Below are 19,645 nucleotides of genomic sequence, written 5' to 3' on the forward strand. Positions count from 1 at the left end.
TTTTTTTTTTTTTTTTTCTTTAAATACTTAAAGGATTTTTAGAAGCCCACTCACGACCGCCTCAGCCGGGGTGGTAGGAGCAGCGGGTGCCGGTGCGGACGCCGTCGCGCAGGACGTCGCCGATCACCGCGTCCGCCGCCGCGATCCGGGTCAGCGCGCGGCGGATCGCCTTGCCCACCGCGATCCGGGCCTTCTCCTCGGCGCCCGCGAACTCGCGGACCCGGCCGGCGAGGCCCGCGGCGGCCGACAGCTCGCCCAGCAGCCAGTCGCGCTCGGTGCGCACCTTCTCCGCCCGGCCCGCGTCGTGGTTGGCCTCGTGCTCGTCGAGCTCGGCCTCGAGGTTCGCGAGCCAGCGCCGGTAGTGCCCGGTCGCCGTCCGGTCGAGCACCGGTTGCGCCGACGTCACCTCGGCGACCACGCCGTGCGCCAGCTCGACGGCGGTCAGCTCGTGGCCGGGGTTGTCCAGCAGTGTCGCCAGGTAGCCCATGCCGACGCTGTGCTCGACCAGGGCGGACCGCCCGTCCAGGGCGAAGACCCAGTGGCTGCCCTCGCGACGGCACGTGACCCGCCGGTCCGTGACGCCGGCGGCGAAGACGGGCAGCACCATCCCGAGCTGCTCGGCTTCGCGCGTCGCCGCGGCCAGCTCCCGCCCGGCTTCGGTCGAGGCGGGTCCCAGCGCCTGCGCGAGCCGGGCGCGCGACAGGGCCGCGGCCGGCCAGTGGGCCAGCGCGAGGTTGTCGCGCACCGCCGCCCGGAAGTGCTCGCGAGCGCGCTCGGTCTCGCCCGCGGTCAGCATCGCCACGCCCAGCGCGTGCTGCGCCGAGCCGAAGCAGGCGACGGCGAGGCTGCCCATCATCGGCAGCCGCGCGAAGGGCGTGAGCAGCGCGTACGCGGCGAGGGCCGACTCGACGTCCGAGAGCAGGTACGCCGACTCGACGATCCCGTACATCGACACGAGCCAGCTGCTCGACCGCGGCAGCAGGGCCAGGTCCTGTCCGCGCAGCCGGGCCAGCGCACCGGCCGCCTCGCGCTCGTCCCCGGCCGAAGCGGCGGCGACGGCCAGCCCGGCGACGAACGCGTTGTCCACCACGCTGAGCGTCGGCGAGTGCACCGTCTCCCGCAGCACCGGCAGCAGCTCCGCGACGCGGCCCTGGTACCACCGGATGGCGCCGAGCTGCGCGGTGTACCAGCCGATCGCGTCGGCGTCCCCGGCCTGCTCGCCACGCAGCGCGCAGGCCGCCGCGCGCGCTTCGGCTTCGTCGAACCGGCCGGCGCGGATGCTGAGCATGACGTCGATCGCGTCGAGCACGAACCCGACCGCGAGGTGGTCGCGTTCGGCCAGCAGGCCGCGCAGGTCCGCGAGCCCGCGCTGGGCGTGCGGGTCGCCGTCGAGGAAGAGGTCGACCGTGCGCCAGAGCATGCCCATCAGCAGGTCGCTGCGGCGGCCGGTGCGGAAGCCTTCGGTGATCAGCTCCTGCGCCAGCGCGCGGCGCTGGCCGCCGTGGTCGGGCCCGAGCAGGCAGTGGTGGGCCAGGCTCGCGGCCTCGGCCCAGGCGACCGGGTCGCCCGCGCGCTTGGCCTCTTCGAGCACGGCGAGGATCTTGTTGCTCTCCCCCGCCCCGTAGTCGGCCTCGCCCGCGAGCCGGGCCTTGAGCCGCAGGGCCAGCGACGACCCCGGGTCGACGGCGGTCCGCGCACTGCGCAGCCGCGCCTGCAGCAACGCCGCAGCCGGCGCGCTCCGGTGTTCGTGCACCCACAGCCCGCCCAGGCCCAGCGCGGCGCGCGCCATCCCCGCCCCGTCACACTCGGCCTCCGCGGCCCGGTACGCCCGGTCGAACCACTCCCGGCCGGCGCGCAGGTCGCCGTCGGCCTCGAGTGCGCACTCCCCGTTGCGCAGCAGCTCGCCGAGTGCGGTGGCCGCCGGTCGCGTTTCGCTGTCCAGCATCGCCGCCCCCTCTCCCCCGGCAAATGGTGCCCGCGCGACCGGCCGGGGTCAACGTGCGAAAACCGGCGGGAAAGCCCTCGTCACGGCCGGGAATTTTCCGCCGTCACGGTCCGCGTGCGGTCCATTCGCGACCGTCGCTGACGGCCGCCGTCAGCGGTTCGCCAGGGACCGGTCAGCCGGCCCGGCGAAGCTCTGCGACATGAGAAACCTCAAGGTCCTGATCTCCGGCGCCAGCATCGCCGGCCCCGCCCTCGCCCTCTGGCTGGCCCGCTACGGCTGCACCGTCACCGTCGTCGAACGCGCCCCGTCGGTGCGCCCGGGCGGCCAGGCCGTCGACTTCAAGGGCGCCACCCACCGGACCGTGCTGGAGCGCATGGGCATCCTCGACGACGTTCTGGCCCGCCAGACCGGCGGCACCGACCAGACGATCATCGACGCCGACGGCCGGCCCCAGGCGGTGATTCCCGGCAAGTTCACCGGCGGCGAGATCGAGATCCGCCGCGGCGACCTGGCCGACATCCTCTACGAGCGCAGCGCCCCGGACTGCGAGTACCTCTTCGGCGACACCATCACTTCGCTGACCGAGACGGCCGACGGCGTCGACGTCACCTTCGCCCACGCCGCCCCGCGCCGGTTCGACCTGGTCGTCGGCGCCGACGGCATCCACTCGAACGTCCGGCGGCTGGCCTTCGGCCCGGAAGGCGACTACGTCAACTTCCTCGGCCACTACTACGCCCTGGCCGAGCTGGGCCAGCAGGTCGAAGACGGCGAGGCCGTGATGTACAACGAGCCGGGCCGGATGGCCGCGGTCGGCGGGCCGAAGGCGTCGGCGTTCTTCGTCTTCGCCTCACCCGAGCTGGACTACGACCGCACCGACACCGATACCCAGCGGAAGCTGGTGGCCGCGGCCTACCGCGACGCCGGCTGGCGGGTGCCCGAGCTGATCGAGAAGCTCCCGCAGGCCCGCGAGTTCTACCTCGACTCGCTCGCTCGCGTCACCATCGACCACTACTCGCGCGGCCGCGTCGTCCTGCTCGGCGACGCCGCCTACGGCAACACCCTCGGCGGCTTCGGTACCGGCCTGGCGGTCGTCGGCGCGTACGTGCTCGCCGGCGAACTCCTCGAAGCGAACGGCGACCACCGCGCCGCCTTCGCCCGCTACGAAGAGCAGTTCCGCGGCTACGCCAAGATCTCGCAGCGCGGCACCGCGGGCCCGTTCCTCGCGCCGCCGTCCCGGCTGCGGATCAAGCTGCGGGACTGGACGTTCAAGTCCCGCTTCCTCCTCCGCATGATGCTCAAGATGACCGACAACTTCGCCACCGACATCGAACTGAAGGACTACGCCTCGGGCTCGTAGGCCAGGTTCGGCCGCAGCCACTGTTCGACCTCGGCCCGCTCGACGCCCTTGCGCCGCGCGTAGTCCTCGATCTGGTCGCGGCCGAGCCTGCCGACGGTGAAGTACTTCGAGTCCGGGTGGGCGAAGATCAGCCCGGACACGCTCGCCGCCGGCGTCATCGCGTACGACTCGGTCAGCGCCATGCCCAGGTCGCCGGACCCGAGCAGCTCGAACAGCTCCCGCTTCTGGCTGTGGTCCGGGCTGGCCGGGTAGCCGAGCGCCGGGCGGATGCCGCGGAACCGCTCCGCGTGCAGGTCCTCCAGCTTCGGCTCGGCGTCGGGCTCGAACCAGTCACGGCGCGCCTTCAGGTGGATGTACTCGGCGAACGCCTCGGCGAGCCGGTCCGCCAGCGCCTTGACCATGATCGCGCGGTAGTCGTCCTGCTCGGCCTCGTACTTCGCGGCGAGCTCGCCCGCGCCGTGGATGGCGACCGCGAAGCCGCCGAGGTGGTCGCCCACCGGCGCGATGTAGTCGGCCAGGCAGCGGTTCGCGCGGTCCAGCGGCTTCGACGTCTGCTGCCGCAGCATCGGGAACCCGACGTGCGCGTAGTCGCCTTCGAGCAGGATGTCGTCACCCTCGCTGTGCGCCGGCCAGAACGCGTACGCGCCCTTCGCCTGGAAGCTGCCGTTCGCGATGATCTCGTCGAGCAGCGTGTTCGCGTCGTCGAACAGCTCGCGGGCGACCGGCTGCTCCAGGATGGCCGGGTACTTGCCCTTGAGCTCCCAGGCGAGGAACAGGAACTGCCAGTCCACCATCTCGCGCAGCTCGGTGATGCTCGGCTCGACGACGCGGCGGCCGGTGAACGCCGGGGTCGGCAGGCCGTCGAACGACACCTTCTCCGGGTTCGCCCTGGCCTGGTCGAGCGTCAGCATCGGGCGGCGCTGCTTGCTCGCGTGCTGCTCGCGCAGCACCTCCTGGTCGGCGCGGTTCTTCTCGGCGAGCGCGATCGACCGGTCCGGGTCCAGCAGGTCGGACACCACGCCGACCACCCGTGACGCGTCGAGGACGTGCACCGTCGCGTTGTCGTAGGCGGGCGCGATCTTGACCGCGGTGTGCTGGCGGGACGTCGTGGCGCCGCCGATCAGCAGCGGCAGCTTCAGCCCGCGCCGCTGCATCTCGGCCGCGACCGCGACCATCTCGTCCAGTGACGGCGTGATCAGCCCGGACAGCCCGACCGCGTCGGCGCCCTCGGTGACCGCGGTGTCGAGGATCTTCGCGGCCGGCACCATCACGCCGAGGTCGATCACCTCGTAGTTGTTGCAGCCGAGCACGACGCCGACGATGTTCTTGCCGATGTCGTGGACGTCGCCCTTCACCGTGGCGAGCACGATCTTGCCCTGGCCGCCCGACGACTCCAGCCGGCCCTCCAGGCGCGCCTTCTCCTTCTCCGCCTCCATGTACGGCTCGAGGTAGGCGACGGACCGCTTCATCACGCGCGCGCTCTTGACCACCTGCGGCAGGAACATCTTGCCGGAGCCGAACAGGTCGCCGACGATCTTCATGCCGTCCATCAGCGGGCCCTCGATCACGTCGAGGGGCCGGGCCAGCTGCTGCCGCGCCTCTTCGGTGTCCTCGACGATGTAGTCGACGATGCCGTGCACCAGCGCGTGGGACAGCCGCTCGCCGACCGTGCCTTCGCGCCACGAGAGGTCCACGACGCGCTTGGTGCCGCTGCCCTTGACGTTCTCCGCGAAGCTCACCAGCCGGTCGGTGGCGTCTTCGCGACGGTCGAACAGCACGTCCTCCACCAGCTCGAGGAGGTCGGCCGGGATGTCCTGGTAGACCGCGAGCTGGCCGGCGTTGACGATGCCCATGTCGAGGCCGACCTGCACGGCGTGGAAGAGGAACGCCGAGTGCATGGCCTCGCGCACGACGTCGTTGCCGCGGAAGGAGAACGAGAGGTTCGAGATGCCGCCGCTGGTCCGGGCGCCGGGACAGCGCTCCTTGATCCGCGGCAGCGCCTCGAGGAACGCCTTCGCGTAGCCGTTGTGCTCGGCGATGCCGGTGGCGACGGCGAGGACGTTCGGGTCGAAGATGATGTCCTCGCCCGCGAAGCCGGCCTGCTGCGTCAGCAGGTCGTACGCGCGGCCGCAGATCTCGACCTTGCGGTCGGCCGTGTCGGCCTGGCCCTGCTCGTCGAACGCCATCACGACGACGCCGGCGCCGTAGTTGCGGATGATGCGCGCCTGGGCGAGGAACGGCTCCTCACCCTCCTTGAGGCTGATCGAGTTGACGACGCCCTTGCCCTGCAGGCAGCGCAGGCCGGCTTCGAGCACGCTCCACTTGGAGCTGTCGACCATCACCGGAATCCGGGCCACCTCGGGCTCGGTGGCGATGAGGTTGAGGAACGTCGTCATCGCCTGCTCGGACTCGAGCAGGTCGGCGTCCATGTTGACGTCGAGCAGGTTGGCCCCGCCGCGGACCTGCTCCAGCGCGACGTCGACGGCGCCCTGGTGGTCGTCGGACTCGATGAGCCGCCGGAACCGCTTGGAGCCGGTGACGTTGGTGCGCTCGCCGATCATCACGAACCCGGTGTCGGCGCCGATGCCGAACGGCTCCAGCCCGCTGAAGCGCGTGTGCGTGCGCGGCGCGGGCACCTCGCGGGGCGTGACGCCCTTCGCCGCTTCGGCGATCTTCGCGATGTGCGCCGGGCTCGTGCCGCAGCAGCCGCCGACCAGGTTGACCAGGCCTTCGCGGGCGAACCCGCCGATCAGCCCGGCGGTCTCGTCGGGAGTCTGGTCGTAGCCGCCGAAGGCGTTGGGCAGCCCGGCGTTCGGGTGGCAGGCGACGTAGGTGCCGGCGATCCGCGACAGCTCTTCGACGTGCGGGCGCATTTCTTCGGCGCCCAGCGAGCAGTTGACCCCGACGACCAGCGGCTTCGCGTGCTCGATCGAGCTCCAGAACGCCTCGACGGTCTGGCCCGAGAGCGTCCGGCCGCTCAGGTCGACGATGGTGACCGAGATCCACAGCGGCAGGTGCGGCGCGACGTCGCGGGCGGCGGCGATGGCCGCCTTGCAGTTGAGCGTGTCGAAGATCGTCTCGATCATCAGCAGGTCGACGCCACCTTCGGCGAGCGCGGCGATCTGCTCCGCGTACGCGGCCTTGACCTGCTCGAACGTCACCGCGCGGTACGCCGGGTCGTCGACCTTGGGCGACAGGCTGAGCGTGACGTTCAGCGGGCCGATCGACCCGGCGACGAACTTCCCGCCCAGCTCGTCGGCCGCCTGACGGGCCAGCTGCGCGCCGCGGACGTTCATCTCGTGGACGTGGTCCTGCAGCCCGTAGTCGGCCTGGCCGATGCTGGTGGCGGTGAAGGTGTTCGTCGTGGTGATGTCCGCGCCGGCCGCGAGGTACTGGCGGTGCACGTCGAGGATGACGTCCGGGCGGGTGAGGTTCAGCAGGTCGGGGTCGCCGGTGACGTCGTGGGTGTGCTCGCCGAAGCGGTCGCCGCGGTAGTCGGCCGGGGTGAGCCCGGCGCCCTGCAGCATGGTGCCCCACGCGCCGTCGAGCACCGCCACCCGCTGCCCGAGCAGCTCGCGCAGGCGCGCGGTGGCTTCGGGCTCGCTGGGGGTTTCTCGCGGGGTGATCGGGTTCACCGGCAGCCTCCCTCATCCGGGAGGCGCCCTTGATCGGTGGATCCCGGTCGAGCGTGGCGGACCCGGCGGTCCGTTGCAGCGCCTCTCGACCTGTGGTCCACGGTACTGGAAACGGGCATACGCACGCCAACCCGCCCCGTCGGTGCGTCCACTGACTGGGACACCGTGAGTCCACAATGGATTTCCGGTTCCACCCTGCCTCCGCCTCGTGTCGTCCTCGGGCCCACCCTGACGCGTCCCGCGCCGGCGCTCTGCTCCCCGCCTGCGCACCTGGGTCGTCTCGATCGTCGTCCGAGCGGCCCACGATGTTACTCTCCGCGTCCACGTTGCCACTTTTCGCACTTGCGGCCGACCTTGAAAACTGAAACACGTTCTAATACGCTCCTCGCGTGGACTACGGAATAGTGCTGTTCACCAGCGACCGAGGCATCACTCCGGCTTCCGCGGCACGCGCCGCCGAAGCCGCGGGGTTCGCCACCTTCTACGTGCCCGAGCACACCCACATCCCGGTGAAGCGCGAGTCGCCGCACCCGCGCACGGGCGATGCGTCCCTGCCCGACGACCGCTACAGCCGCACCCTCGACCCGTGGGTGGCGCTGGCGACGGCGGCCGCGGTGACGTCGCGGATCCGGCTGTCCACGGCCGTGGCCCTGCCGGTCGAGAGCGACCCGATCACGCTCGCCAAGACGATCGCGAGCCTGGACCACCTCTCCGGCGGCCGCGTGACGCTCGGTACGGGCTTCGGCTGGAACGTCGACGAGCTGACCGACCACGGCATCCCGGGCAACCGCCGCCGCACGGCGCTGCGCGAGTACCTCGAAGCGATGAATGCACTGTGGACTTCCGAAGAAGCCTCCTACGACGGGGAGTTCGTCTCGTTCGGCCCGAGCTGGGCGTGGCCGAAGCCGGTCCAGGCGCACATCCCGGTGCTGCTCGGCGCGGGCCCGACGGAGAAGACGTTCCGCTGGATCGCCCGCCACGCGGACGGCTGGATCACGACCCCCGCGGACTCCGACCTGGACGGACACGTGGCTCTGCTGAAGGAGATCTGGCTCGCCGAGGGACGCCCGGGGTCACCGCGGATCTGCGCGCTCGGCGAGCGGCCCGACCCGGACCGGTTGGCGCACCTGGATTCCCTCGGCGTGACCGAGACGATCTTCGGGTTGCCCGACCGGGCGCCGGCCGAGGTCGAGGCTTGGATCGGCCGGCTGGCCGGCAAGCTCGGGCTCGTGGTGACGCCCGTGTGAATATCGCTTGCGGCGCGTCCCGCGGTGCCCCACGATGGGCGGCCGATGCCAGGACCTGCGGAAATCCGGAAACGGGGCCGCACGGCGCCTGGGTGGGAGAGCTGCGCGAATGGGTGGTTCATGTTCGATGTGATCATTGCCGGGTGCGGGCCGACCGGTGCGATGCTGGCCGCCGAACTGCGGTTGCACGAGGTGCGGGTACTGGTTCTGGAAAAGGAGCCCGAGCCCGTTTCATCGCTCATCCGCGTGGTGAGCCTGCACATTCGCAGTCTCGAGCTGATGGCGATGCGCGGGCTGCTGGATCGTTTGCTCGAACGCGGAAGACAGCGTCCGGTCGGCGGTATCTTCGCCGCCATTCCCACCCCCGCGCCCGAGGGTCTGGATTCCCCGTACTCCTATTTGCTGGGGATCCCGCAGCCGGTCGTCGACCGGGTGCTCGAAGACCACGCGACCGCGTTGGGCGCGCAGGTCCGGCGCGGTTGTGCGGTGGCCGGGTTCGAGCAGGACGACGAGGGGGTGACCGTCGAACTGGCCGACGGCGAGCGGCTGCGGTCGCGGTACCTCGTCGGCTGTGACGGCGGCCGCAGCACGGTGCGCAAACTGCTCGGCGTCGGCTTTCCCGGCGAGCCCTCGCGGAACGACACGCTGATGGGCGAAATGGCCGTGAGTGCGCCGCCGGCGGAAATCGCCGCCAAAGTGGCCGAAATCCACGAGACGAACAAAGTGTTCAGCCTCCGGCCCTTCGGGGAAGGGATCTACCGCGTCGTGGTCCCCGCCGCGGGAGTCAGCGAGGACCGCGCGGAACCACCCACCCTCGAGGATTTCCGGCAGGAGCTGCGCGCCATCGCCGGCACCGATTTCGGCGTGCACTCCCCGCGCTGGCTGTCCCGTTTCGGCGACGCCACCCGGCTGGCCGAACGGTACCGGGTCGGGCGGGTGCTGCTGGCCGGCGACGCGGCACACATCCACCCGCCCGCCGGCGGCCAGGGCCTGAACCTGGGTGTCCAGGACGCCGTCAACCTCGGCTGGAAGCTGGCCGCGCAGGTCCGCGGCTGGGCGCCGGAGACGTTGCTCGACACCTACCAGGCCGAACGTCAGCCGGTCGCCGGGGACGTGCTGGAGAGCACCCGCGCCCAGGGGGAACTGCACGCCGCCGGACCCGGCCCGCGGGCCGTGCGGAGGCTGCTCACCGAACTGATGGGCATCGACGCGGTGAACCGGTACCTGATCGAGAAGATCACCGCGATCGGCATCCGTTACGACTTCGGCGCGGGCTCCGATCTGCTCGGCCGCCGCCTGCCGGACCTCGACCTGAAGCAGGGCCGCCTTTACGACCGGCTGCGCCGCGGCCGCGGCCTGGTGCTCGACCGCACCGAACGCCTGACCGTCGAGGGCCGGCAGGACCGGGTCGACCTCATCGCGGATCCCACCGCGGCACTGGACGTCCCGGCCGCCCTGATCCGCCCCGACGGGTACATCGCCTGGATCGGCGAGGACCAGCAGGACCTGGACGACCACCTTGCCCGCTGGTTCGGCGAGCCTGCCGGCTGACCGGGACGCCCAGGGCTTCGGCGAAGTCGCGGCGGCTCCGCCCCGGTCAGAACCAGTGCAGGCAGTGCGGCGGCCGCTCGGCGCGGAAGAGCGCGTCGGCGAGTGCCGCCGCCTCCGGGTGATGGGCCCGGACGTGCCCGGCGCGCACCAGCGTGCTGGGCGCGGTGCCGCCGAGGTAGACCGAACCCAGGTCGCTCACGTCCAGCGAAAGATCGGGTTCCGGTCCGTCGCTATGCACTCTGCCTTGCGGTCCCGGACTGTCAGCAGGTAACTGCCTCGCTCGTCGAGAAACGGGTCTTCGACGTCGAGGACCAGTTCGCCGTCGGCCTCCCAGCCGCGTGCGGTCAGTGCGCGCGGGATGTCCAGCAACCGCACCCACAGCCAGTCGGTCTCGTCCTCGGCCTGGCCGGCGCGGAAGTCCGCGAACTGCCAGCGCAGCGGGTGCCCGGGCGGGCAGTGCTTGAACACCACCCGGGTGACCAGGTCGTGGTCGAGCGCGAACCGGGCCAGGGCCGTCGCGACGGCGTCGTCGGCCGTGATCGTCTCGTCGACCGTCAACGTGCCGGCATCCACCGCGTAGCTCGCGTAGCCGTCCGCGACGCCGTCGTCGTCCCGGTGGACGGCGACGTACCGCGGCGCCACGGAGACCGGCGGCTGCCCCGCGCCCCCGGCCCACCAGCGGTGCGGCCGGGACAACGCCCCGGGCCGGGCGCGGCGATACCGGTCGTAGACGTCTTCCAGGACGTCGCCGCAGTCGGCGCGTCGCAGCACCTCGATCGAGCCGGACGCGGCCGCTCCACCCGCGCGCGGGGGCGCGAAGGCGGCCTGGTGGCGCGACACCGTCAGCCGCTCCGTGTAGGTCGCCGGGCCGTAGCCGAACCGGCGGTAGATCCCGGCTTCCGAAGCCAGCAACACGGACAGGACCTCGCCGCGGGCCCGGACGTCGGCGAGCTGGTGCCGCATCATCGCGTTCAGGACACCCCGGCGCCGGTGCGAAGGCAGGACGCCGACCGCGGTCACCCCGGCCACCGGGACGAGGATCTCCCCGGGCAGGGTCAGCTCGAAGGAGTACGCGGCGGCGGTGCCGACGGGCCGCCCGTCCGGCGCCACGGCGAGCACGCCGCGCTCCATCTCCAGCGCCGAGAACAGCGCGTCCGGGGATTCCGGGAAGCGTGCGAACGCGGCGTACACGGTGTCGGCGAACGCGTCGCGGTCCTGCTCGGTCGTGGAACGGATCTCCATCGGGGCACAGTGCAGCCCCGGCCGCGGCCGGGGCAACCGAATTACGGCGGGGCACCGACGTCACCGTCGTGCCCCGCCGCCGAGACCCCCCGGGGTCAGCTCTTGGCCGCGACCCCCTGCCGCGCCCGGAGGTCGAGCTCGATCTGCTCCAGCGAGCGGCCCTTGGTCTCCGGCACGAGCCACTTCGTGAGCACGAACAGCACCACGTTGATCCCGGCGAACAGGAACATCGAACCGCCGATGCCGAGCGAACCCACCGCGGAGATGAGCGGGAACACCGCGCTCACGATGCCCGTCGCCGCCCAGAGGATGACGCTGCTGACGCCCATGCCCGTCGCGCGGTACTTCAGCGGGAACACCTCGGCCATCATCACCCAGACGACCGCGCCCCAGCCGAGTTCGTAGCCGACCAGGTACAGCACCATCATCACCAGCATCAGGATGCCGCGCAGCCCGGTGTCGTGGACGTTCAGCACCACGAGCCCGGCCGCCACCAGCGTGATCACCATGATCACGTTGCCGATCAGCAGCAGCGGCTTGCGGCCCCAGCGGTCGACGACGAACACGACCCATGCGGTGAACAGGAACTTCGTGACACCCAGCAGCACGCCGGACAGCAGCGCGGCCTGCGTGGCGAAGCCGAGGCCGATCAGCATCGTCGGGAAGTAGGCGTTGATCGCGTTGACCCCGCTGAACTGCTGGCCGACCGCGAGCAGGATGGCGACGATCATCATCGGCCGCACGAAGCCGGAGAACAGGTCGCGGAAGCGCGGCTTGCCCTCGGTGTCCATCTGGATGACCTCGCGGATGGTCGCGATCTCCTCATCCAGGTTCACGGTGTTGCCGTGCGCGCTCTCCAGGACCCGCCGGGCTTCCGCTTCCTGGCCGTTCTTGAGCAGCCAGCGCGGCGTCTCCGGCAGGAACGCGAGCCCGACGAGCAGGATCGCGGCGGGCACGATCGCGCCGGCGAACATCCAGCGCCACGCGGAGATCGGGCCGAGCCAGTAGCTGACCAGGAACGCGATCAGGATGCCGAGCACGATGAAGATCTGGTTCAGCGCGCCCATCGCGCCGCGCAACCGCGCGGGCGCCAGTTCGGACAAGTACGTCGGCACGGTCGACGACGAAAGGCCGATGCCGAGGCCGATGATCAGCCGCGAAATCACGAGCAGCGCGAACGTCGGCGAGAAGCTCGCCGCCAGCGTGCCCACGATGACGATCACCGCGGCGACCATGATGGTGCGCCGCCTGCCGAGTGCTTCGTTGATGCGGCTGGAGAACAGCGCGCCCACGATGGCACCGACCGACAGGCTGGCCGTGATCACGCCCTTGTCCCAGGCGGTCAGCGACCAGGCTTTCCCGATGAACGGGAGCACCCCGGAGATCACCCCGAGGTCGTAACCGAAGAGGATGCCGCCGAGCGCGCCGAAGAAGTACAGGGTGGTTCGGCTGATATGCCGCGCCGGGGCTGTCTGCGTCATTGCCGGGTCGCCTCTTTCGTAGGTCCAGTCCAGCCAGCGGCACCACACTCACACGCCGGAAAAAACCGGGCAAGACAGTCGTTGATAACGATTCAGAAACGTGATCGCCATTCACATACGTGATACCGGTTGGCGCACAACATTGCTCCGTCCGCCGCATCCTCCTTTCCGGTCGCGAATCGGTACACAATGGACACGCCTCGCCGCCGTACGAGGTTCACCAAATCCATTGTGGACACTGCCTCGCGAGCGAAATCGTCGAAGCGTTTGACCTGGTCCGAGCCTTGGTTTAACTTTCCTGGAAGCGCTCCCAGCCTCCTGTCGGCAGACCTGTGGAGGCAAACGTGCGAAGCACACGTTCCCGATCACCGAGACAACTGCTCGCGACCTTGCTGGCCGTCCTGACGCCGGCCGCCATCGCGGTCACCGTCGCCGCCGCGCCGGCGTCCCCCGCCGCCGTCGCGACCACCACGTGGCGCAACGCCGAGATCGGCGGCGGCGGGTTCGTCCCCGGCATCGTCTTCAACCAGGCCGAACCCGGCCTCGCCTACGCCCGCACCGACATCGGCGGCGCGTACCGCTGGAACGCCGCCACCGGCCGCTGGCTCCCGCTGCTCGACTCGGTCGGCTGGGCCGACTGGGGCCACAACGGCGTGGTCAGCCTGGCCACCGACCCCGTCGACCCGAACCGGGTCTACGCCGCGGCGGGCATGTACACCAACAGCTGGGACCCGAACACCGGCGCCGTCCTGCGCTCGGCCGACCGCGGCGCCACCTGGCAGGCCGCGGCGCTGCCGTTCAAGCTCGGCGGCAACATGCCCGGCCGCGGCATGGGCGAGCGGCTCGCGATCGACCCGAACCGCGACAGCGTCCTCTACCTGGGTGCCCCGAGCGGCAACGGACTCTGGCGCAGCACGGACTCCGGCGTCACCTGGGCGAAGGTGACCGCCTTCCCCAACCCGGGCAACTACACACCGGACCCGAGCGACCCGTCGGGCTACTCCAGCGACAACGAAGGCGTCACCTGGGTGACGTTCGACCCGTCGACCGGCACCCGCGGCAGCACCACGCAGACGATCTACGTCGGCGTCGCGGACAAGGCGAACACCGTCTACCGCAGCACCGACGGCGGCACGACGTGGGCGCGCCTGGCCGGCCAGCCCACCGGGTTCCTGGCGCACAAGGGTGTCCTCGACCCGGTCGGCGGCTACCTCTACCTCGCGACCAGCGACACCGGAGGCCCCTACGACGGCGCGAAGGGCGACGTCTGGAAGTACGCCACGAAGACCGGCGTGTGGACGCGGATCAGCCCCATCGCCTCCGACAGCGCCGACGACTACTTCGGCTACAGCGGCCTGACGATCGACCGGCAGCACCCGGGCACGCTGATGGTCGCGACGCAGGTGTCGTGGTGGCCGGACGTCATCTTCTTCCGCAGCACCGACGGCGGCGCCACCTGGACCCGGATCTGGGACTTCACGAGCTACCCCGACCGGTCGCTGCGCTACAGCCAGGACATCTCCGCGGTGCCGTGGCTGACCTTCGGCGTCCAGGCCGCTCCCCCGGTGCCCTCGCCCAAGCTGGGCTGGATGACCGAGTCGGTCGAGATCGACCCGTTCGACTCGAACCACCTGCTCTACGGCACCGGCGCGACCATCTACGGCACCTCCGACCTGACAAAGTGGGACAGCGGCGGCAAGATCACGATCAAGCCGGTCGTCGGCGGCCTCGAAGAGACCGCCGTGCTGGACCTGATCAGCCCGCCGTCGGGGGCGCCGCTGCTCTCCGGCCTCGGCGACATCGGCGGGTTCCGGCACGACAGCCTCGACGCCGTCCCGTCGGCGATGTTCACGTCCCCGGTGTTCACGACGACGACCAGCCTCGACTACGCCGAGCTGAACCCGGCGACGATCGTCCGCACCGGCACGCTCGACCGGACCGCCCGGCCGAACGACAACCGGATCGCCTTCTCCACCGACGGCGGCAAGAACTGGTTCCAGGGGGCCGAACCGGGCGGCGGCGCGAGCGGCGGGACGGTGGCCGCGGCCGCCGACGGCAGCCGGTTCGTGTGGAGCCCGGACGGCACCCCGGTCAGCTACTCCGTGGGCTTCGGCTCATCGTGGACGGCGTCGGCCGGCATCCCGGCGGGCGCGGTGGTCGAGGCCGACCGCGTGGACCCGAAGCGGTTCTACGGGTTCGCGGCGGGCCGGTTCTACGTCAGCACCGACGGCGGCGCGACGTTCACCGCGACCGCGGCCACCGGGCTGCCCAGCGCGTCGGTGCACTTCAAGGCGATGACGGGCGTGACCGGCGACGTCTGGCTGGCCGGCGGCTCCGGCACGACGTACGGTCTCTGGCACTCGACCGACTCCGGAGCGTCCTTCACGAAACTGAGCGGAGTCACCGAAGCCGACAACATCGGATTCGGCAAGGCCGCTTCCGGCCGCACGTATTCGGCGTTATACACCATTGCGAAGATCGGCGGGGTGCGCGGGATCTTCCGGTCGGACGACGCGGGTGTGTCGTGGACGCGGATCAACGACGACCGGCACCAGTACGGCAACATCGGGGCGGCGCTGAGCGGCGATCCGCGGGTGTACGGCCGGGTGTACGTGGGCACGAACGGGCGGGGTGTGATCGTCGGCGAGTCCGGCGGTGACCAGCCGCCGCCCACGACGACGACGACCACTCCCCCGCCGACCACCACCACGACCACGCCGGTGCCGTCTTCGTCGTGCACCGCGGCCTACACGGTCACGAACCAGTGGCAGGGCGGCTTCCAGGCGGGGGTGAAGGTCGGGAATACGGGGACCGCGCCGGTGGACGGCTGGACGGTCACCTGGTCGTTCGCCGATGGCCAGCGCGTGACGCAGGCCTGGAACGCGCAGGTGACGCAGTCCGGCGCGGCGGTGTCGGCGGTCGACGCGGGGTGGAACAAGACGATCCCGGCGGGCGGCAGCGCCGAGTTCGGCTTCACCGGCACCTCCGGCGCCACCAACACAAAGCCCGCCATGATCAGCCTCAACGGCAAGGCCTGCACCACCACCTGAAAGCCGCTGAAGGCCGCTTTCAGGGCATCCAGTGCCCTGAAAGTGGCCTTCAGCGGGATCGGGGTCAGCCGGCGGCGAGGAAGTGGGCGCGGATGCCCGCGCCGAACGCCGTCGGCGTGCCGTCGTACGCCGAGATCAGCGCCGGGCCGGTGCTGCAGTTCCAGGTGTTCCACGTCCAGCCGAGGTAGGACGCCTGGTGCCGGTCGAACCAGTCCATCACGCCGCTGACGTACCCGCTCGCGCAGTCGTTCTCACCGATCTCCCCGGCCACCAACGGCACCGCCGCGGCGACCGGCGCGAGCTGGCTGTCCCAGCACGACGAGGAGCTGCACGTGTTGAAGTTGTACGAGTGCCAGGACGCGGCCAGGTTGCCGGCCGGGTCGCTGGGCTTGTACTGCAGCCAGCCGGTGAGGTCGTTGGAGTAGGCGAGGCCGCCCAGCATGATGACGTTGGTGGCGCCGGTCGCGCGCACCGCGTTCACCAGCGTCTGCATGCCCGCCACCGGGTAGCCGATGCCGGAACACGCGGAGCCGCCGTCACGCCAGCACGTCCACGCCTGGGCCGAGCCGGAGACCGCGCGGTCGAGGTAGGGCTCGTTGAACAGGTCGAGGATCGTGGCGTCGTCGCCCTTGAACGTGTTCGCGACCGAGGTCCACACGTCGACCGAGTGCTCGCTGTCGGTCATCGGCTTCTGGCAGGTGGCGTTGACGTCGCTGCACGCGGAGGAGTTTCCCGTGTAGACGCCGTGCGTCCAGTGCAGGTCGAGGATCGCGACCAGGCCGTTCTCGTGCAGCAGGTCCACATAGGACTTGAGCGCCGCGCGGTAGGTGGCGCCGGCGTACCTCGGGTCCACGTTGGACAGACCGAGCCAGCAGTCCTCGTTGAAGGGCACGCGCACGACGTTCGCGTGCCAGCTCTTGATGGCGGCCACCGAGGCCGCGTCCATCGGGCCGTCGAAGAGGCCGTTGCCCTGCACGCACGCGAACTCGCCGCCGGAGCGGTTCACCCCGCGCAGCGTCACCGGCGTGCCCGCGGCGTCGGCCAGCCGGTTGCCCGAGACGTGCAGCTCGGGCGCCCCACCGGGCGGCTGCGTGGGCGTCGTGGTGGTGGTCGGGGTCGTCGGCGTGGTCGTCGGCGGCTGGGTGCCCCCGCACGGTTCGCCGTTCACGCTGAACGACACCGGCGCCGCGTTGGCCCCGCTGTAGGCGAAGTTGGCGCCGGCGGTGACCGACGCGTTCGGGGCGATCGTGCCGTTCCAGGTCGCCGGGGTGAGCGTGACGGTCTTGCCGGACTGCGCCCACGTGCCGTTCCAGCCCTGCTGGAGCTGCTGGTTCCCGGTGTAGGCGTAGCTGATCCGCCAGCCGGACAGCGGCGCCGTCCCGAGGTTCTTCAGGCTGAGGTTGGCGGTGAAACCGCTTCCCCAGTCGTTCACCGAGTAGCCGACCTCGCAGGCCGTCGCCGCCGAAGCGGGCGATGGTGTGCCGAGCGTGAACGCCGTCGTCGCGCCGACGACGGCGAGCGCGCTGACGGCGCCGAGCAGTGCTGGTCCGGAACGCATCGATCACTCCCTTGAGACAGGACAGAAATCATGAGAGCGCTCCCAGCAGCGGTGGACAGTACCCGCCGCCGCCAGTCGCTGTAAACCCCGCCGTGATCTTCGGCAGGAATTCCCGGAATCCACTCCAACGGCCGCATCCGGCGCCACCGGCCGGTGGCGCAGCGCGACCACGAGATGCTTTGCCTCCCAACGGCTTCGGCCGTTCAGGAGCGTTCAGTCGATGAAGGTCCTCGCCGACGCACCCGAAAACGGACCACGGGGTCGGCTCGCGTCCGGGTCGCGCTTTACAACGACGACACACCGGGGTTACCTTTCCGGCGGCTGGAAGCGCTCCCATGCCAGGTCGCCTCGTCAGAACGCGGCCACCACCCAGGGGCGCCGTGGCGCGAGCCGCGGCGCCCCTGTCCGCGTCCCGGGAGGCCCCCGATGCACAGGTTCGCCGCCGCCCTCGCCGGATTCTGCCTCGCCGCCGGCACCGCCGTGGTCGTCGCGGCCGGACCGGCCACGGCCGCGCCGGCCTGCGCGGTCGGCTACCGCGTCAACCAGTGGCAGACCGGGTTCACCGCCGAGATCACCGTGACGAACGGCGCCACCGCGCTCGCTTCCTGGGCGCTCACCTGGCACTACGCCGGGAACCAGTCCGTGACGTCGGCCTGGAACGCCACCGTCCGCCAGTCCGGCACCGCCGTGACCGCGGAGAGCCTGCCCTACAACGCCGCGCTGCCCGCCGGCGGCACCGTTTCGTTCGGCCTGCAGGGCACCTACAGCGGAACCAACACCGAGCCCGCGGACTTCGCGCTCAACGGCGTCGCGTGCGGGGACACCGCTCCCCCGTCCACCACCCCGACGACACCGACCACCACGACGACCGCGCCGCCACCCGCCGGGTGCACGGACGCGACGTTCTGCGACGACTTCGAGCAGCAGACCGGCAGCGCACCGGGCGGCCGGTGGAGCGTCGGCGCGGCGAACTGCCAGGGCACCGGCACGGTCACCGTCGACACCGCGGTCGCGCACTCGGGCACCCGCTCGGTGAAGGTGGCCGGCGGAGGCGGCTACTGCAACCACGCCTTCTTCGGCACCAGCGTGCCCGGCTCCGGCGTGCTGTACGGCCGGTTCTGGGTCCGCCACACGACCGCGCTACCGGCCGGGCACGTCACGTTCATGGCCTTGCGCGACACCGCCGACGGCGGCCGCGACCTGCGCGCCGGCGGGCAGAACCGGGCCCTGCAGTGGAACCGCGAGTCCGACGACGCGACGCTGCCCGCGCAGAGCCCGGCCGGCGTCGCCCAGAGCGTCCCGCTGCCGACCGGCGCGTGGTCGTGCTTCGAGTTCGCGATCGACGGCGCGGCCGGGCAGTTGCGGACGTGGCTGGGCTCGGCCGAGGTGCCCGGGCTGGTCGTCGACGGCGTGCCCACTCCCGACGTCGACCAGCAGTGGCTCGGCCGGGCCTGGCACCCGGCCGTGACCGACCTGCGGCTCGGCTGGGAGAGCTACGGCACCGACGCCGACACGCTCTGGTTCGACGACGTGGCCCTGGGCAGCGCCAGGATCGGCTGCTAGGCCGCGACGATCCGGTCGATCTCGGCCAGCTCGTCGTCGGTGAAATCGAGGTTCGCCGTCGCCGCGACGGTGTTCTCGAGCTGGGCGACGCTGCTGGCCCCGATCAGCGCGGACGTGACGCGGCCGCGCCGCAGCACCCAGGCGATGGCCAGCTGCGCCAGCGTCTGCTCGCGCCGCTTCGCGACGTCATTGAGCGCGCGGATCGTCGCCAGGGTTTCCTCGGTGAGCCGGTCCTTCGTGAGGAACGGGCTCGCGCCGGCCGCCCGCGAATCGGCCGGGACGCCGTCGAGGTAGCGGTCGGTCAGCAGGCCCTGGCTCAGCGGCGAGTACGCGATCGAGCCGACGCCGTGCGCCTCGAGCGTGTCCTGGAGGCCGTCCTCGACCCAGCGGTTGAGGATCGAGTAGGACGGCTGGTGGATCAGCAGCGGTGTGCCCAGCTCGTCGAGCGCGGCGATCGCGGCTTCCGTCTGCTCCGGCGAGTAGTTGGAGATGCCCGCGTACAGCGCCTTCCCGGACCGGACGGCGGTGTCGAGGGCTCCCATGGTCTCCTCGATCGGCGTCTCCGGGTCCGGGCGGTGGGAGTAGAAGACGTCGAAGTGGTCCAGGCCGGTGCGCGCGAGGCTCTGGTCCAGGCTGGCCAGGAGGTTCTTGCGCGAGCCCCACTCGCCGTACGGGCCGTCCCACATCAGGTAGCCGGCCTTCGACGACACCAGGATCTCGTCGCGGTACGGGCGGAAGTCGGCGGCGTAGTGCCGGCCGAAGTTCGCCTCCGCCGCGCCGGGCGGCGGGCCGTAGTTGTTGGCCAGGTCGAAGTGCGTCACGCCGAGGTCGAACGCCCGGCGCAGCACCGCGCGCTGGACGTCGAGGGGCTTGTCGTCCCCGAAGTTGTGCCACAGGCCGAGCGACACGGCGGGCAGCTTCAGCCCGCTGCGCCCGGCCCGCCGGTACGGCATGCCCGCGTAGCGGTCTTCGGCGGCGGCGTAAGGCGACATGGTTCTCCTCGTCGGCATGGGGGT

12 protein-coding genes and 1 riboswitch are annotated in these 19,645 nt (G+C 71.2%); of the genes, 5 read left to right on the top strand and 7 right to left on the bottom strand.

Features of this window, described 5'->3' with window-relative positions:
- Window positions 1–61: 61 nt before the first annotated feature.
- On the bottom strand, window positions 62–1,945 hold the full coding sequence (locus AB0M59_RS28060) for a hypothetical protein (RefSeq protein ID WP_364620630.1): 1,884 nt from the start codon (window positions 1,943–1,945) through the stop codon (window positions 62–64).
- A 199-nt stretch (window positions 1,946–2,144) separates the two neighbouring features.
- Here AB0M59_RS28060 and AB0M59_RS28065 point away from each other — a divergent pair, with 199 nt between their 5' ends.
- The gene (locus AB0M59_RS28065) at window positions 2,145–3,302 is read left to right on the top strand and encodes an FAD-dependent monooxygenase (protein ID WP_364620632.1); all 1,158 of its coding nucleotides are present in this window, start codon (window positions 2,145–2,147) and stop codon (window positions 3,300–3,302) included.
- Here AB0M59_RS28065 and metH read toward each other — a convergent pair.
- Window positions 3,284–6,937, bottom strand: coding sequence for a methionine synthase (gene metH / locus AB0M59_RS28070; RefSeq protein WP_364620635.1), 3,654 nt, complete (start codon window positions 6,935–6,937; stop codon window positions 3,284–3,286). The two genes, AB0M59_RS28065 and metH, sit on opposite strands and share 19 nt — an antisense overlap.
- Before the next feature lie 14 nt (window positions 6,938–6,951).
- A riboswitch (S-adenosyl-L-homocysteine riboswitch) is annotated at window positions 6,952–7,030 on the bottom strand.
- A 296-nt stretch (window positions 7,031–7,326) separates the two neighbouring features.
- On the opposite strand from metH, the gene AB0M59_RS28075 reads away from it, so the two are divergent.
- Complete coding sequence (locus AB0M59_RS28075) at window positions 7,327–8,184, top strand: TIGR03619 family F420-dependent LLM class oxidoreductase (RefSeq protein WP_364620638.1); 858 nt, start codon at window positions 7,327–7,329, stop codon at window positions 8,182–8,184.
- A 120-nt stretch (window positions 8,185–8,304) separates the two neighbouring features.
- A complete protein-coding gene (locus tag AB0M59_RS28080) occupies window positions 8,305–9,735 on the top strand; it encodes an FAD-dependent monooxygenase (protein ID WP_364620641.1) in 1,431 nt (476 codons plus the stop codon).
- Between the two features lie 46 nt (window positions 9,736–9,781).
- Here AB0M59_RS28080 and AB0M59_RS28085 read toward each other — a convergent pair whose 3' ends face one another.
- From AB0M59_RS28085 to AB0M59_RS28095, 3 genes are all read right to left on the bottom strand, one after another.
- Window positions 9,782–9,934 (bottom strand): sterol carrier protein domain-containing protein, encoded by a 153-nt coding sequence (locus AB0M59_RS28085; RefSeq protein WP_364620643.1) that lies wholly within the window; start codon window positions 9,932–9,934, stop codon window positions 9,782–9,784.
- Window positions 9,931–10,977, bottom strand: coding sequence for a GNAT family N-acetyltransferase (locus AB0M59_RS28090; protein WP_364620646.1), 1,047 nt, complete (start codon window positions 10,975–10,977; stop codon window positions 9,931–9,933). The genes AB0M59_RS28085 and AB0M59_RS28090 overlap by 4 nt, the downstream gene beginning before the upstream one ends.
- 95 nt (window positions 10,978–11,072) lie before the next feature.
- A complete protein-coding gene (locus AB0M59_RS28095) occupies window positions 11,073–12,458 on the bottom strand; it encodes a sugar porter family MFS transporter (RefSeq protein WP_364620649.1) in 1,386 nt (461 codons plus the stop codon).
- Window positions 12,459–12,802: 344 nt separating this feature from the next.
- Here AB0M59_RS28095 and AB0M59_RS28100 point away from each other — a divergent pair, with 344 nt between their 5' ends.
- Entirely contained in the window at window positions 12,803–15,508 is a 2,706-nt protein-coding gene (locus AB0M59_RS28100) for a cellulose binding domain-containing protein (RefSeq protein ID WP_364620652.1), read from the top strand.
- A gap of 64 nt (window positions 15,509–15,572) precedes the next feature.
- On the opposite strand, the gene AB0M59_RS28105 is transcribed toward AB0M59_RS28100, so the two are convergent.
- Window positions 15,573–17,066, bottom strand: a complete 1,494-nt coding sequence (locus tag AB0M59_RS28105; protein WP_364620655.1) for a cellulase family glycosylhydrolase — start codon at window positions 17,064–17,066, stop codon at window positions 15,573–15,575.
- 426 nt (window positions 17,067–17,492) lie between these two features.
- Between AB0M59_RS28105 and AB0M59_RS28110 the strand changes: the two genes are divergently transcribed.
- Window positions 17,493–18,629 carry a cellulose-binding domain-containing protein gene (locus AB0M59_RS28110; RefSeq protein ID WP_364620658.1) on the top strand — a complete coding sequence of 379 codons (1,137 nt, stop codon included), beginning with the start codon at window positions 17,493–17,495 and terminating at the stop codon, window positions 18,627–18,629.
- Here AB0M59_RS28110 and AB0M59_RS28115 read toward each other — a convergent pair.
- Window positions 18,626–19,621, bottom strand: coding sequence for an aldo/keto reductase (locus tag AB0M59_RS28115; RefSeq protein WP_364620660.1), 996 nt, complete (start codon window positions 19,619–19,621; stop codon window positions 18,626–18,628). The two genes, AB0M59_RS28110 and AB0M59_RS28115, sit on opposite strands and share 4 nt — an antisense overlap.
- Between the last annotated feature and the right edge of the window lie 24 nt (window positions 19,622–19,645).

Origin of the sequence: Amycolatopsis sp. NPDC051371 (assembly GCF_040682155.1) — a bacterium.
GTDB lineage: Bacteria > Actinomycetota > Actinomycetes > Mycobacteriales > Pseudonocardiaceae > Amycolatopsis.

Excerpts from the sequence above, each read along its gene's own strand:
- AB0M59_RS28115 (WP_364620660.1), bottom strand. The coding sequence starts at position 19,621 with ATGTCGCCTTACGCCGCCGCCGAAGACCGCTACGCGGGCATGCCGTAC.
- AB0M59_RS28060 (WP_364620630.1), bottom strand. The coding sequence starts at position 1,945 with ATGCTGGACAGCGAAACGCGACCGGCGGCCACCGCACTCGGCGAGCTG.
- AB0M59_RS28065 (WP_364620632.1), top strand. The coding sequence starts at position 2,145 with ATGAGAAACCTCAAGGTCCTGATCTCCGGCGCCAGCATCGCCGGCCCC.
- AB0M59_RS28095 (WP_364620649.1), bottom strand. The coding sequence starts at position 12,458 with ATGACGCAGACAGCCCCGGCGCGGCATATCAGCCGAACCACCCTGTAC.
- AB0M59_RS28090 (WP_364620646.1), bottom strand. The coding sequence starts at position 10,977 with ATGGAGATCCGTTCCACGACCGAGCAGGACCGCGACGCGTTCGCCGAC.
- AB0M59_RS28105 (WP_364620655.1), bottom strand. The coding sequence starts at position 17,066 with ATGCGTTCCGGACCAGCACTGCTCGGCGCCGTCAGCGCGCTCGCCGTC.
- AB0M59_RS28080 (WP_364620641.1), top strand. The coding sequence starts at position 8,305 with ATGTTCGATGTGATCATTGCCGGGTGCGGGCCGACCGGTGCGATGCTG.
- AB0M59_RS28110 (WP_364620658.1), top strand. The coding sequence starts at position 17,493 with ATGCACAGGTTCGCCGCCGCCCTCGCCGGATTCTGCCTCGCCGCCGGC.